8 protein-coding genes are annotated in these 16,212 nt (G+C 39.6%); 5 read left to right on the forward strand and 3 right to left on the reverse strand.

The window, feature by feature from the left end; translation table 11 throughout:
- Positions 1 to 107: 107 nt before the first annotated feature.
- Both nifJ and HB912_RS00890 read left to right on the forward strand, forming a co-directional pair.
- Positions 108 to 3,842 carry a pyruvate:ferredoxin (flavodoxin) oxidoreductase gene (gene nifJ / locus HB912_RS00885; RefSeq protein WP_185371799.1) on the forward strand — a complete coding sequence of 1,245 codons (3,735 nt, stop codon included), beginning with the start codon at positions 108 to 110 and terminating at the stop codon, positions 3,840 to 3,842.
- A gap of 158 nt (positions 3,843 to 4,000) precedes the next feature.
- A complete protein-coding gene (locus HB912_RS00890) occupies positions 4,001 to 6,343 on the forward strand; it encodes a cation-translocating P-type ATPase (RefSeq protein ID WP_244964401.1) in 2,343 nt (780 codons plus the stop codon).
- Positions 6,344 to 6,604: 261 nt separating this feature from the next.
- Here HB912_RS00890 and HB912_RS00895 read toward each other — a convergent pair whose 3' ends face one another.
- Entirely contained in the window at positions 6,605 to 8,563 is a 1,959-nt protein-coding gene (locus tag HB912_RS00895; RefSeq protein ID WP_185371801.1) for a fructose-1,6-bisphosphatase, read from the reverse strand.
- Positions 8,564 to 8,729: 166 nt separating this feature from the next.
- On the reverse strand, positions 8,730 to 9,140 hold the full coding sequence (gene psiE / locus HB912_RS00900; protein ID WP_185371802.1) for a phosphate-starvation-inducible protein PsiE: 411 nt from the start codon (positions 9,138 to 9,140) through the stop codon (positions 8,730 to 8,732).
- 294 nt (positions 9,141 to 9,434) lie between these two features.
- On the opposite strand from psiE, the gene HB912_RS00905 reads away from it, so the two are divergent.
- Positions 9,435 to 11,168 carry a pyruvate oxidase gene (locus HB912_RS00905; RefSeq protein WP_185371803.1) on the forward strand — a complete coding sequence of 578 codons (1,734 nt, stop codon included), beginning with the start codon at positions 9,435 to 9,437 and terminating at the stop codon, positions 11,166 to 11,168.
- Positions 11,169 to 11,717: 549 nt separating this feature from the next.
- Positions 11,718 to 14,180 (forward strand): SpaA isopeptide-forming pilin-related protein, encoded by a 2,463-nt coding sequence (locus tag HB912_RS00910; protein ID WP_185371804.1) that lies wholly within the window; start codon positions 11,718 to 11,720, stop codon positions 14,178 to 14,180.
- A gap of 39 nt (positions 14,181 to 14,219) precedes the next feature.
- Here the strand turns inward: HB912_RS00910 and HB912_RS00915 are convergent, their stop codons facing one another.
- Positions 14,220 to 15,077, reverse strand: a complete 858-nt coding sequence (locus HB912_RS00915; protein WP_185371805.1) for a LysR family transcriptional regulator — start codon at positions 15,075 to 15,077, stop codon at positions 14,220 to 14,222.
- Positions 15,078 to 15,195: 118 nt separating this feature from the next.
- On the opposite strand from HB912_RS00915, the gene HB912_RS00920 reads away from it, so the two are divergent.
- Positions 15,196 to 16,167, forward strand: a complete 972-nt coding sequence (locus HB912_RS00920) for a DMT family transporter (protein ID WP_185371806.1) — start codon at positions 15,196 to 15,198, stop codon at positions 16,165 to 16,167.
- Positions 16,168 to 16,212 lie beyond the last annotated feature (45 nt).

Genomic DNA, 16,212 nt, shown 5'->3' on the forward strand with positions numbered 1-16,212 from the left:
GCTGTTTTTATGTCTGAAAAAATCAGATTGAGAGTTTAATTGAACTGGTGTAAAATGAATGAGAATAGGTTTTACACAAACTTTAGGAAGACTGGAAGTGCAAAAAAATGCGAAAACGGAAAACTATGGATGGAAATGCGGCAGCGGCACATATTTCTTATGCGTTTACAGAAGTTGCGGCGATCTATCCAATCACGCCATCTTCAACGATGGCAGAACTTGTTGATGAATGGTCAGCCGCGGGCAAGAAGAACTTGTTTGGGGAAACAGTGAAAGTTGTGGAAATGCAATCAGAAGCGGGGGCCGCAGGAACGGTGCATGGCTCGCTTAAAGCAGGAGCGCTGACAAGCACATACACGGCTTCGCAAGGCCTACTTTTAATGATCCCCAATATGTACAAAATTGCCGGAGAGCTTCTCCCCACCGTTTTTCACGTATCTGCTCGTACGATTTCGACGGCAGCGCTGAATATTTTTGGCGACCATAGCGATGTGATGGCGGCGAGGCAAACTGGTTTTGCCATGCTTGCGGAAGGATCGGTTCAGGAAGTGATGGATCTTTCGGCGGTGGCTCATCTTGCCTCCCTTAGAGGGAGCTTGCCATTTATCAATTTTTTTGATGGGTTTAGGACAAGCCATGAACTGCAGAAAATTGAGGTTTTAGAGTATGATGAGCTGAAAGAAATGCTAGATGAAAAGGCGCTTGAACGCTTCAGAGCGCGTGCGATGACGCCAAATAATCCGACGACTTCTGGTTCGAGTCAAAATCCAGATATTTTCTTCCAACAACGGGAAACGGTTAATGGCTATTATGAGGCGATTCCTGGAATTGTTCGTGAGGAAATGAACGAGATTAATAAACGGCGTGGAACAGATTATGATCTTGTGAATTATTACGGAGCAGAAGATGCAACGGAAGTTATTGTCGCAATGGGGTCGGTGACGCCTGTAATTGAACAAGTTATTGATTCACTTCTTTTGGAAAATCGCAAGGTGGGGCTTTTAAATATTCGACTTTATCGGCCGTTTCCGGCAGATGTTTTGCTTAGAAAATTGCCAAGAACGGTTAAACGTTTAGCGGTGCTAGACCGGACGAAAGAGCCCGGATCAGGCGGGGAACCGCTTTTGCTTGATGTGGAAAGTGCACTTTATCACGCAGAAAATCGGCCTGAACGAATTATCGGAGGGCGTTACGGCTTAGGTTCAAAAGATGTGACACCAGACCAGATACTGGGCGTTTATTCGCACCTAAGAAGTGAAAATCCGAAACCTCGTTTTACAATTGGAATTGTGGATGATGTAACAAATCTCTCCATTCCAGATGTTGGGCGAAAGGATTTAACAAGTAAAGAGACGTTTCAGTGTAAATTTTATGGTTTTGGTTCTGATGGAACGGTTGGTTCTAATAAAGCGGCGATTAAGATCGTTGGAGATAAAACAGATTTGAATGTTCAAGGTTATTTTTCCTATGATTCTAAGAAATCTGGCGGATTAACGGTTTCTCATTTGCGTTTTGGTAAAAATCGAATTCGTTCGGCTTACCTTGTTCATGAACCCGACTTTGTTTCTTGTTCTACAGCTGCCTATGTAAATAGCTATGACTTACTTGATGGCTTGAAAAAAGGGGGAACCTTCCTCCTCAATACGGTTTGGCAAGGGGAACAACTTGAACGTCACTTGCCAGCTAAAATGAAACGCTACATGGCTGAAAACGAGATCAAATTTTATACGATTAATGCCATCAAAATTGCTTCTGAGGCGGATCTTGGCAGACGGATTAACACGGTAATGCAGACGGCCTTTTTCAAGCTTTCTGGTGTGATGGATTTTGATCTAGCTTTTGAGGAATTAAAAGATTCTGCGATTCGAACTTATGGTAAAAAAGATATGCGCGTTGCTGAAAAGAATATCCAAGCCATGGATCAGACGTTAGCTTATTTGAAGCAAGTGGATGTTCCAGATGCTTGGCGAAATGCGGAAGCTGTCGCTAAGTCGTCTAAAGTAGAGGAGCAAGAAAAGCCTCGATATATCGAGCAAATTCTTGAACCTATGAATGCGCTCAAAGGGGATTCTTTACCGGTTGGGACATTGATTGAAAATGGCATGGGAGACGGAAGCTATCCGCAGGGTACAGCTGCTTATGAGAAACGTGGCATTGCGCTTGAAGTACCAGAATGGATTTCTGAGAACTGTACGATGTGTAATGAATGTGCTTTTGTTTGCCCACACGCAGCGATTCGCCCTGTTCTTGTGAATGAAGCGGAAGAGGGGAATGCACCGGATAGTTTTGTTACTCGGGAAATGAGAGGAAAAGACGTTTCCTACCGGATCCAAGTTTCACCGATGGACTGCACGGGATGTAATCTTTGCGCACATGTTTGTCCGGCGAAAGATAAGGCGCTTGTGATGAAACCTTTTGATGAAGTTGCAGAAAGGGAACGCGAGAATTGGGATTTTGCTAAAACGGTTTCGCCGAAGAAAAATCCCGGCAAGAAAAACACGCTTCCAGGTAGTCAATTTGAACAGCCACTTCTTGAGTTTTCAGGGGCTTGTGCAGGTTGCGGGGAAACGCCTTACGTGAAGCTTTTGACGCAACTGTTTGGTGACCGAATGATGATCGCAAATGCGACGGGATGTTCTTCAATTTGGGGGGCTTCGGCTCCGGCGACCCCTTATACGACAAATAGTGAAGGACATGGTCCTGCTTGGTCTAATTCTCTGCTTGAAGATAATGCTGAATATGGTTTTGGCATGTATCTCGCAAACCAAACGATGCGAGCTGGGCTCTTGAAGGAAGTAGATTCGATTCTTTTGGAAGAAGAAATCTCGGAGAACTTGAACCATGCTCTTAGTGAGTGGCGTGAAAACTTCTTAATTGGGGAAGGGACACGTGAACGCGCAGAGGATCTTCAGCTGGCCCTTCTTGCAGAAATGAATGGAAATAGTCGGCTTATGGCTCTTTATGAAAAGCGCGATTTGTTTATTAAGCGGTCGCAGTGGATGATTGGCGGCGACGGCTGGGCATATGATATTGGTTTTGGCGGAATTGATCATGTGCTCGCAAGTGGCGAAGATGTTAATATGCTTGTAATGGATAATGAAGTGTATTCGAACACTGGTGGTCAATCTTCGAAAGCAACACCAATGGCTGCGATTGCGAAATTTGCGGCTTCTGGAAAGCGGATGGGCAAGAAGGATCTCGGCTTCATGGCGATGAGTTACGGGAATGTTTATGTGGCGCAAGTTGCGATGGGTGCAAACAAAAAGCAAATGATTAAAGCATTTGAGGAAGCAGAGAAATTCCCGGGCCCATCTTTGATCATCGCGTATACACCTTGCATTGCGCACGGGATTTCGGCTGGGATGAAGACTATGCTTTCGGAAACGGAAAAAGCGGTGGAATGCGGTTATTGGAATTTATATCGCTATAATCCAGAGCTACTTGCTAAAGGTAAAAATCCAATGGTGATGGATTTCAAGAAACCAGATTTCGGTTTATTCCATGATTTTTTGAAGCGCGAAACACGCTTTTCAGCACTTTACAAGTCGAATCCGGATGTTGCTCAGGCGATTTCGGATGGGACGCGTGAGGATGCTTTACGACGCTTTAAACGCTACGCTGTGATGGCTGGGCTCGATCTCGCTAAAGTACTCCCAGAAGAAAATGGAGAGAGTAGCGAGGAGAGCGCGAAACCCAAATTAAGCGAAGCGGAGAAGGAACAGCGGAAACTTGAGCGCGAGAAACGGAAACGCGAGCGTTCAGAAGATCCAGAGCGCGAAGCGCGTCGGAAAGCACGGATGGAGCGAAAACAAGCCCGTCTAAATGAAAAGGAAAATGAATAATGAGAAGGTCCCTTTTTGAGTTTTTAGATTCAAAGGGGGCTTTTTTGTTTCTTGCTAAAAAGATTTTGAATTTACGAGCAAAAAAGTTAGATTAGTGCGTAAGAATCTGCTATTTTTATATTAAAAGGGTATACACATACTAAAGGAAGTGCATGGATTTGGAAGAGAATAAACGAAAACCGATTGAAGGTCTAAATCCATATCTTGGTCTTACCCAGAAGGAAGTAGACGAACGCGATCGTCTTGGTTTGAAAAATCATGCATTAAAGCCGCTAACAAGAAGTATCAAGCGGATTTTTGCAGATAATACCCTAACGCTTTTTAATTTAATAAATTTTACGATCGCTTGTTTTATTATTTACACGGGAAGTTATAAAAATCTATTATTTCTCGGCGTTGCGCTTTGCAATACGGCGATGGGGATTTTTCAGGAGATACGTGCTAAGCGTCAAGTTGATAAGCTCACAATTTTGACAGAAGATAAGGTACGAGTCGTTCGTGAGGGGAAAGAAATTGAAATTGAACAAGAAGAGCTTGTGCTGGATGATGTTATGCTCGTTCGGCGCGGAGATCAAGCTTATGCGGACGGCGTTGTTCTAGAGACAACGGGGCTTGAAGTCGATGAATCGCAACTTACTGGTGAAGCTGATGCTGTCATCAAAAAGCAAGGAGACGACGTGTTTTCTGGTAGCTTTATTTTAAGTGGAACGGCGCATGTTCAAGCAACTGCTATCGGTACGGACAGTTTTGTTTCTAAGCTTTCCCTTGAAGTGAAGCAAGAAAAAACGGCTTATAGTGAGTTGCTTCGCTCGATTAAAATGATCATTCGTGTGCTAACTTTTGTCATTGTGCCACTTGGTGTGATCTTGTTTTTCTCGCAGTTTTCACAGTCTCAAGATATCAATGCTGCCATTTTAGGAACTGCAGCTGCAATGATTGGGATGATTCCAGAAGGGCTTGTGTTACTAACGTCAATTGCGCTTGCGGTTGGAGTTGTCAATCTGGCACGAAAGAAAGTGCTTGTCAAAACAATGCCCGCGATTGAAACACTTGCCCGGGTAGATGTTCTTTGTCTCGATAAAACGGGTACGATCACGAGTGGCAATCTGAAGGTATCAGAAATTTTGCCTGAAGAGGGATTTACGCAGGCGGATGTCGAAGAGGGGATTTCCGCTATTATTTATACGCTGCAAGATAAGAACTCGACGAGCCTTGCGCTTGAACGTAGTTTCACAGAAAATCCGGGTTGGGATGCAACCGCTCGTTTTCCATTTTCTTCGGATAAAAAGTGGAGCGGGGCTTCTTTTGGAAATCGTGGTACATACATCATTGGTGCACCAGAATTTATCTTCGAAACTTTGCCGGCGGAAAAAAGGCAACAAATTGATGAATTTGCGAAATCAGGCTATCGCGTATTATCTTTAGCTAAAAAAGCAGGCGCTTTTGAAGATTCCACGCAAAGACTTGAGCTCGTTGGTTTAGTGCTTATAACGGATGAACTACGAGAAGAAGCTAAAGATACTTTCCGCTATTTTAAAGAGCAGGGAGTTTCTATTCGTGTTATCTCTGGAGATAATCCAGCTACAGTATCAAATGTTGCTCTTCAAGCAGAAATTGAAGGCAGCCATCGTTATATCGACATGAGTCAAATCGGTGCAAATCCAGATTATGAGCAACTTGTACAAGATTATGTTGTTTTTGGACGGGTGACACCCCATCAGAAAAAGCATTTAGTACAAGCTTTCCAAGCGGAAGGTCATACCGTTGCGATGACAGGAGATGGCGTGAATGACGTACTAGCCTTAAAAGAATCTAATTGTAGTATTGCAATGGCGGAAGGAAGCGATGCATCAAAAAGTGTGGCTGATTTCGTTTTGATCAATAATAATTTTGATTCTATGGTTAGTGTTTTAAAGGAAGGGCGCCGTGTGATTAATAATATTGAGCGAGTAGCTTCACTTTATCTAATCAAAACGATTTATTCTGTCATCTTGACAGTGATTTATACTTTTCTTTCGAGTCGTTATCCGTTTCAACCCATTCAGCTTAGTCCGATTTCTTCGCTAACTGTTGGAATTCCGTCTTTCTTCCTTGCTATTAAACCGAATTATAAACGGATTCAAGGAGAATTTTTAAAGAAGGTTCTCCACAATGCATTACCAGCTGCAATTTGTGTTGTAACCTATGTGCTTGTTATTAATGTGCTTGGAGGACTAACGAAGCTAAGCTTTGCGCAAACATCCACTTTAAGTGTCTTACTTACAGGAACGGTTTGTTTTACGACCTTAATTGCTGTTGCGAAACCCTTTGATTTTAAAATCAAAATTTTGATTACACTTTTAATGACTGCTTTTGTCATGTTGTTCTTATTTGCAGGTTCCATTTTCAATTTAGCTTCCTTGCTAAATGTCAATATGATTATGGTTTATGTGCCGCTCATTTTGAGTGTCTATCCGTTCTTCCATTTTATTCGAGCTTTTATGCTTCGATTCGTAAAATAAGACAACGAAAAAATCACTCGGACGACTTTGTCCGAGTGATTTTTTCTGTGGTCTAAGATCTGTGGGAATCCTAGACTACGGGGATTTGTATACATAGATAATCTTTTCACGAGAATGAGAAATGACTAGCTACACATACTATTATAACGAATTTCTAGAAAGTTGCACCTGCAATTTCGAGCCTTTTTTTGAAGGAATGTCCATAAACAGCATAAACACTAATGTTACACAAATTGTGAACGTTTTATGACAATTTTGTGTTTATCTGTACTCATTTAGGTAACCTTTGCGATAAGCGTTTAGCAGTTGTTTAAGTTCTTCTGCTTGGCGGATAAGTTCTTGTCCATTATCCGTATCTCGGACACGCTTTCGTTCAATTTCCGTTTCAATGACTTGGCGCGTAGATAAAATATCTGTTTCGTTTTTGATAGCTTCTTCAGTTGATGTAAATGGCTGATGGCTGGCTAATTGAAGTCCATAGCTGTTAAAAAGTAGCGTGTAACCTGCAAGTCCAGTCGTTTTATGGTAAGAAGGAGAGAAGCCTCCGTCAATAACGAGCATTTTCCCATTTGCTTTAATTGGACTTTCGCCCTTTCCTTCTTTAACTGGGGTATGTCCATTTATAATATGTCCGCAAGTATCTAGCCCGAATTCTTTTAAAATCATGTCACAAGTTTCTGGGTTGTTACGCAAGTTATAATATGGATTTTTTTCTTCATGATGGGTCTTTTTATCGGCCACAAAATAACGTTCAAAGGTTGTCATTTCGCTTTTTCCAAATAATGAAGAGACAGGACCAGTCCACAAATACCAAGTGACATCGAGTGCATATTCCTTCTCCTTTGTTCCAGCATTCCGAAAATATCCTTCTCGCGCAATTTGCTCAAATTGAACGAATAATTCTTTTCCAGCATATTTTTTGCCATGGAGTTCAAGTTCCATGAAACTTCCGTCTGGATTAAGTGGAATGCAGCCGTGGTAAAGTAAATTGCCGTTATAAGTCAAAAACATGCTTCCCTTCGAATACAAAAATAAAATGTGTTTTTGCAATCGCTCACAATTTTTGAATGAAGCGACAAGTTTCTGGATAATTTCAACTTCCTCTTTTGTAAGTGCGTAAGGGTTTTTAGGATCGATAGTTGGAAAATTCGTGTCAAGAAGAGGGTAAACAGTCCCTTTTAAACGGATTTCACCACGTTCATAGTCGATAAAGTCGAGTACTTTGCGTCCCTTCATGGTAAATTCTGGATGACGGTCAATAACTTGGCCTTCAAGCTTGAATTGAATGATAGAAATCGCTTTGTGCATGCGTGCAATTTGAGTGATTTCGGCGTTACTATAGACTAAACCATCTTCGTTTTTAGGTTGGAAAAACGTGCAAGGATCATCTCCGTAAACTGAATCTGCAAATAGGGCAAGTGGGCGAAGGGAGATTCCATAACTATCCTCTAAAATATCTAAATTCAAATAGCGAGCCGAGATGCGAACGACATTTGCAAGACAAACTTCTGATCCAGCTGCAGCCCCCATCCAGAGCATATCATGATTACCCCACTGAAAATCAAGTGAATGGTAATTCATCAGGGTATCCATAATTTTATCCGGGTATGGGCCCCTATCATAAACATCCCCGACAACATGCAAATGATCAACAACGAGTCGTTGAATCAATTTGGATAATGCCGCAATAAATTCTTTTGCTCGGTCCAGTTCAATAATACTTTCTAGAATTTCTTCATAATAAAGTTTTTTATCATCTTCGTTGTAGTTTTCGTGTAACAGTTCTTCCAGTATGTAAGCAAAATCTTCAGGCATAGCTTTGCGCACTTTAGACCGCGTATATTTGGAAGAAACATACTGGCAAAGTTCCACCAACCGAAATAATGTATCTTTATAAAAAGCGCAAGAATCTGGAACGTCCCTTAACAGTAAATCAATTTTTTGTTCTGGATAGTAAATCAAGGTTGCCAAAGTATTAATTTCGTCGTCGCTCATTTCCTCGCTAAAGCAGTCACGGATTTTGCGTTTGACGACACCTGAACCATTTCGCAAAACTTGTTCAAAGGCACTATATTCACCATGAATGTCACTTAAAAAGTGTTCCGTTCCTTTCGGAAGATTTAAAATGGCTTCTAAATTTGTGATTTCAGTCGCTGTTTTAGCGATTGTTGGATAATTCCTTGCGAGCAAACGCAAATATTTAAATTCATTTTGATCCAAACCTCGTCAACCCCTTATAAAAATTGGTATTGTTTATTAATGGGGTTATTATAACTTACAAATCAATTTATATCAATGAAATTAAACTTTTTAAAAAATAATTGGTCTACACAAAAAAGGAGCCGTGATTTAGACTTCTTAAAAGTCATTTGCTCCTTTAAATCATTTATTCGCGTTTTAATAATTTGGTATTTGCAAGGTATAAAGCCAGCACAAGAAGTAAAATAGCGCCAGAAAGAATAAGCGTAGCAAGCGCATCTGAATGATCGACGATAATTAAGCGAACGATCGCTGTGATCCCGATGTATATGAAGTAACGCAAGGGGAAATGATAACCGGATTGAAAATATTTGATAATCAAGGCAATAAATTCAAAGTAAAGAAAGAAAATCAAAATTTCTTCAGTCATGTCATAAAAAGAAGTAACGGTATCAGCAATAAACAGGTTATTAAAGATCATAAATGCTTCGCGAATCAAAAAGGCAACTAGTGTCAAGCCGACTAAAATTAATCCGATATTTAAAATGAACTGGAGAAGCAGTGGAACAATTCGTGTGAGTTTATTCAGTAACTTCAATGGAAATCCTCCTTAGTAATGTGCCTAACTTTAGTCTAATTGGCAATGCTTTGTTCCGTCAAGCGCGAAAAGAGAGGATAACAAAATAGGTTTATATTGGAACGAAACATTTTCAGCCATTTTGATTAATGTAAAGGGAGGATACTTGTCTATCCTTTGATATCGTATAATTAGGACGATCTATAAAAAAGTTTATCTAAAATGGATTTTTTTTATTTTTTAGGTTTGGAATAGACCATTTATGGAAACTGATTAAGAGTAGCAGAATTTTGATAACGAGAAAGGACAGTTAAAATGAAAACTAGAGGCAGTGATGTATTAGTAAAGGTACTTAAAAATTGGGACGTGGATCATGTCTATGGTCTCCCTGGGGATTCAATTGACACGGTTGTCGAGGCACTTCGAAAGGAAAAAGAAGCGATTGATTTTATCCATGTTCGGCATGAAGAAGTGGCAACACTTGCCGCTTCTGCTTATACAAAATTAACAGGTAAAATTGGTGTAGCACTAGCAATCGGAGGACCAGGCGCGATTCATTTACTAAATGGGATGTATGATGCGAAGATGGACCGAGTACCAATGCTTGTGCTCGCAGGACAAGTGGTAACGGATGTTGCAAATACGAAATTTTTCCAAGAAGTGGATTTACCAACTTTATTTGAAGATGTTGCTGTATATAATAAATTAATTGAATCAGCAGATAATATTGCAGAAGTGGTGGATCAAGCTATTGAAACGGCTTACCGAGAAAAAGGCGTAGCAGTCCTTACGATTCCAAATGATATTTTGGCGGAACAAGTTAAAGAAAAACCGCTTAAAAAGCGAGAGTATCAACCAGTTCGCCCACAAATTGATGAAGCAAAAATTATGCAGGCTAAAAAGCTAATTGAGCAGTCAAAAAAACCTGTTATTCTTGCAGGAGCTGGGACACTTGGTGCAAAGGAAGAGTTAGAGCGCTTTTCCGAAGCCTTTGATATCCCTGTAATCGTGACGTTACGCGGGCGTGGTGTGATTTCTGATGAACATCCCAATTATTTAGGGAACATTGGTAAGATTGGAACAAAGCCAGCATACGAGGCGATGCAGGAAGCTGATTTGTTACTCATGCTTGGAAACGATTATCCCTATGTCGATTATTTACCCAAACATTCCATTTCATGTATCCAAGTAGATATTAACCCAAGTATTATGAGCAAACGTTACCCAGCTACAGTTGAAATTGTTGGGGATATGAAAGAAGTACTCACGAAATGGAACGAAAATGAAGCGAGAAACACGGTATCGGAACGACCATTTTTAAAAGCGGTTCAGCACAATATGGAAAACTGGAACAAATGGATGGCAGAAGATGAAGCAAAAACAGAAGAGCCGCTTGCTCCAGAAGCAGTCATGGCAGAAATTCGCAAAATTGCTGAGCCTGATACAATCTTCTCGATTGATGTTGGAACATCAACGGTTTGGAGTACGCGTTATCTACATTTGGGACAGCAAAATGAATTTCTAACCTCAGCGTGGCTCGGTACAATGGGATGCGCACTTCCAGGGGCGATTGCTGCTAAACGAGCTTTTCCAGAAAGACAAACCATTGCTATAACAGGAGATGGTGGTTTTTCGATGGTGATGCAAGATTTTGTCACCGCTGTTCACTATAAGATGCCAATGGTTGTTGTCCTACTTAACAATCAGGAACTTTCATTTATTAAGTATGAACAACAGTCAGCAGGTGAATTAAATTATGCCATCGATTTACCGAATATTGATTATGCGGCTTTTGCGAAAGCATGTGGAGGCAGTGGTTACCATGTAGAAACACGGGCAGAACTTGAAACGGCACTCGCAACGGCAAAAGACGAACAAGTTCCTGTTTTAATTGATGTACATGTTGATCCAGATGCAGCCCCTCTTCCTGGGAAAATTGTTTGGGATGAAGCAAAAGGCTATCTCTCTTTTGAAACCGGAGAACTGCTTGAGGAACACCGCTTAGCTAAAATGCCACCATTAAAAACTATTTTGCGGCGTTTTTTATAAACTTTATCAAATAAGTTCTCCCTGTTTGTTTTGGGAACTTCATTTTAAAATTACAAGAGAGTAATTTGTAGAGGAATCTGAAGAAGAAACAGAAAGCTGAATTTAGTTTAGAAAAAGTGAATGGAGATTAGGGAATCAGATACTAGTTAAATAATTAGAAAAGCGTAACGAGTTTTTAAGAGCGTTACGCTTTTTTATGGACTTCAAATGAAAGATTTAGATACGAGAATTTTAAAATAAACTTCGCAAACAGAAAAAATATTTCTGTTAATTCTGTCTTTTTTATTCATTTAATCCAATTCTTTCATAAATAATTAATCGTTTAATTGTTTGTAATCATAGTTTTGTCAAAAAAAGAGATCACAAATCCAAAAAAATGGCGTGCTCTAATCTGCTGCTGTGTTATAGTTTTTAAGTAAAAAAATACTTTTTACCAAGGTTTGCTTTGTCAAATTTAAAACGTTTTGATTGGAAAAAATGGCGTTTTAGAAAACGATGAGGTCAATTTTTAAAATTAAATACGAATATGCAGATGAATGGAGTGTTTTTATGAAAAAATTTGGGATTTTAATCTTAATTTTGGTTTTACTTGTACCAGTGGGGTTGTCACAAGTTCATGCCGATATGTCGGGAGATTCAAGAGAAATTAGTAGTAGTATTAATGTAAACCCAAACCCAATAGAGGGCAGAAACAATGTAGCAGTAAACGTTAATATCAAAGGAAGTGCAGGAGATTTTGCTGAATCAAATGGTGAAGCCGTCATTACGATTCCGAAAAAAACAGTTGCATCTTCAGGTGAACTTAAGCCAGATAACGTACTGGTTCCTAGTCCGTTCGTATATGATAGAACGGTTCAAGATGAGAATGGGGACTATCAAATCATTGTCAAGTTAGATCCAAATGAAGTAGATGAAAATGAAGCTATTAATACCAACATTACGATCAATTATTCATCGCCTCTTTTCCAAGAAGATAGTACGGAAACATTTAAGGTTGAATATGCTGGAACGAGCGATAGCCAGGATGTAAAAGTGATAGGGAGCGGTGGATCTCCAAATGCTATTTTTTATAAATGGTATCAATATTCGATAGATGATTCTAGAGATGTTGGTTTGCTTGATGTGAATGAGCCGGCTAAAAACCGATTTGTACTAGCCGTGAATTATTCAGAGTTGGATTTAAAAAATGTTGTAGTCACAGATACAATTCCTGCTGATACGGAATTGACTTATCCGAACACATTTGCAGGTGCTGGTGGCGACACAATGGTTGTAGATAACATTCGGATTTTAAAGGTAAACGGTTTTGATGATAATCATTTACCAACCGGCTTTACTTATGTAACCGATCAATTTACAGATAAAATTTCTTATGATTCACAATCGAAAACGATGCGTGTTGACTTTGGAGATATCGCAAGTGATGAATCGTATCTTGTCGAGTATGCACTAGAAGCTCAAAATCTAGATATGGGTACACAAATGAACGTGGGTAATTTGACGGCGGATGGCTACGATGTGACGAAAGAATTTCCAGTTAAGCCATTATTAACCTCAGACAGCAGTTTCTCGCTTAAGAAAAGTGTTAATAAGCCTAAGATTAATATCGGTGAACATCATTTAGAATATACTTTGGATTTTGGTGTGAAATCTGGAGCTAGTATCCCTGTAGGAATCACAATTACGGACCCGCTTCCAGATAAGATGAAAATTGATAAAATAACAAATATTGATCAGGACTATTTCGATTATACGGTTTCTGAAGATGGCAAGCTATTGACGCTTGTGACTAAAAAGGAAATTTCAAAAGATACGCCACAAAAAGTTTCATTTTTAGTCGAGATTGATGAGTCTCTGCAAGTCGGAGATCAATTTACAAATGTGGGGATTTTACACATCAATGGTTCTGATTTAAACACAAACTCTGCAACAACAGTGGTTTATGATGGACGGGTACAAATTATTAAAGTAGATGAAGAGACTGGAGAACGCCTTTCAGGTGCGACTTTTGATATTCTCGATGATGAAGGGAATGTAGTCTTTACAGGGAAGACAGATGAAAATGGCGAGCTGATGAGTATCCCAATGGAGATTGGAAACTATCAAATTGTTGAAACAGCTGCTCCAGATGGTTATCAAGTGAGTGATCAAAAACATGAATTTACAGTTACTGGTGATGAAAAAGAACCGATTGTTGTTACGATTGATAACCAGTTACAACCAGGTAGCGTAACTCTAATTAAAACAGATCAAGCAGATGATAGTAAGCGGTTAGAAGGAGCAGAATTTAGTCTGCTTGATGAAAAAGGTCAAGTCCTGCAAGAAAAATTAACGACAAATGCAGAAGGAGAAATCACTGTAGATCAGTTGAAGCCAGGAAAATATACTTTTGTTGAAACAAAAGCTCCGGCAGGCTATTTACTAGATAAGTCTCCGATTGAATTTACAATTGAAAAAGGACAAAAAGAGACGCTTCAATTAAACGTTAAAAATCAAAAAGATGTAGGTGCTGTTAAACTGACGAAAGTGGACAGTGAGGACCATGATAAGAAACTGGCAGACGCAGAGTTTAAATTAATTAAGACATCTACAGGTGAGGAACTTGAAACAGCACTAGTGACAGATGAAAATGGGGAGATCACATTAACTGATTTAGCTCCAGGTGACTATGCGTTTATTGAAACGAAAGCACCGGCAGGCTTTGAACTCGATGAGACAGCACTTCCATTCACTATTCAAAGTGGGCAAAAGGAAGTTGTTGAAGTAATGAAAGAAAATGTTAAGCAAACAGATCCCGATGAAGGAACTGATGGAGATAATGGTAAAGACAAGGACAAAGATAAAGGAACTGCTGGAGGAAATACAGGCGGGGGATCAAATAATAAAGATCCTAAACCAGGTGAGCAGAATAAGTTGCCGAGCACTGGAGATAAAACAAATACCTTTACTTTAATACTAGGACTCCTATTTATTGCAGGAGCAAGCTTACAATTTAAAAATAAATTAAATTAAACAATAAATCAGGTGTGTCCTCAGAAGGACGCACCTGATTTATTTTATATTTTGCAAGAAAGTTAAAAATCGTTTAGAAGCATCCGTTAAGAAGCTTTGATTTTTGTAGATGGCATATACCGTTCGTTCAAGTGGGAGTGGATAAGTGTAAACATTTACAAGAGAGCTTGCGACTGATTCTGGAACAATCGCAATACCAAGATTCGCTTCAACGAGTCCAAGAATACTTGCGATCTCTAATCCATCAATAGAAGATGAAAGAACAAGTCCATTTTGTAGTAAAAACTGGTCGATAAGTTCTCTCGTTGGGGTTCCGCGGTTAAAATGAAAAAAAGTTGCATTCGCTAAATCAGCTAACTTAAAAGTCTTTTTTTGCGTATAGTCCTTTGAAAATAGAACAACCATGTTTTCGGTTGCTACTGGAAAACTTGAGAAAGTAGGGTCCTGTGGTTTTGTTACTGCTAGCCCGATATCAAGTTCTCCACTTTGAACCTGCTCTAATAGTTCATCAGTTCGCGATTCGTGAAAATGAAATTGATTTTTAGGATATGAATTTCGAAAGGCCTTTAAGCACTGGGGAACGAAGGAAAAACCAAGTGTATGCGTAAAGCCAAGTGTAATTATGCCTGAATCAGGATCGAGTAATGTTTGGATTTCCTTTTTTGAACTGGCTAGTGTCTCGGTTAGTTTTAAAGCATCTTGATAAAATCGTTTACCGAATTGATTGAGCTGAATTCCACGCCCATCACGATCAAAAAGCGGAAAACCTAGCTCCTTTTCGAGATTTTGGATAGCTCGACTGAGTGCAGATTGAGATAAAGCAAGTTTTTCAGAAGCAAGCGTCAAATGCTCACATTCAGCTGTGACAATGAAATAATGCAATTGATTGAAATCCATCTTTAAACACCACCTATGCGAAAAATGCATGAATTTGTTCTGATTAATGATTTGTTTGCAAGTTAAATCGAGTATACAATAAAAGAATAGACTTTGAAATAAAGAGGCATCGAATTTTATGAAAAAAGGTTATCTTTACATTATTTTAGCCACTTTTTTATTTAGCACAATGGAAATTGCCATCAAACTTTCAGGTAGCACCTTTCATCCAATCGAACTTAACTTTTTGCGTTTTTTCATCGGGGGCTTAATTTTGCTTCCACTAGCCGTGAACAGATGGCACAAAGAAAAGCGAAATTTCGGCTGGCAGGAACTGGGCTTTTTTGCATTAACTGGCTTTTTCTGCATCGTGATTAGCATGACATTTTTCCAATTAGCGATTGGTTATACAAAAGCGGCTACGGTTGCTATTTTATTTAGTTTAAATCCCGTTTTTGTGTTGCTTTTTGCGGCGATTTTCTTAAAAGAAAAAATGACGAAACTTGTTGCTTTGTCACTTGCCATTAGTTTAGCAGGCATGTTGATTATCATTAACCCGTTTTCGTTAACAGATCCAGTTGGCATCACGCTTTCTATTCTTGCAGCGATTTTCTTTGCTATTTATAGCGTAATTAGCCGCTATGGAACAAAGAAATGGCGTTATGGCGGAATTGAAACAACTTGTTTTTCCTTTCTAATTGGTGGAGTAGAACTTTTGCTATTAATGCTCATCAGTCATATTACACCTTTCGCGACGTTTCTTGCGACTCACGGGCTTGCCCTTTTCAGTGAAATTCCGTTTTTCTCAGGCGTTTCTTTAACAAGTTTACCGATGTTGCTATATTTAGGTGTTGGTGTTACGGGCATTGGCTTTTCGTGCTATTTTCTTGCGATGGAGGAGACCAGTTTATCACTTGCTTCGCTTGTGTTTTTCATCAAACCTGCACTCGCACCGATTCTTGCGCTTTTTATTCTCGGCGAAGCCATTCCACTAGAAACGGCTATCGGCATTCTAGTACTTTTGCTCGGTTCACTCATCACCTTTATTTCGAACCGCGAAGTGCCGAAAATTATAGCTGAAAAAGAAAAAAATCCACTTCACCGTTCTTGAAAAAGAGCGGTTTTATTTTGCAAAAAATGGGGGAAAGGATTGTTA

The organism is Listeria aquatica (assembly GCF_014223975.1).
GTDB lineage: Bacteria > Bacillota > Bacilli > Lactobacillales > Listeriaceae > Listeria > Listeria aquatica.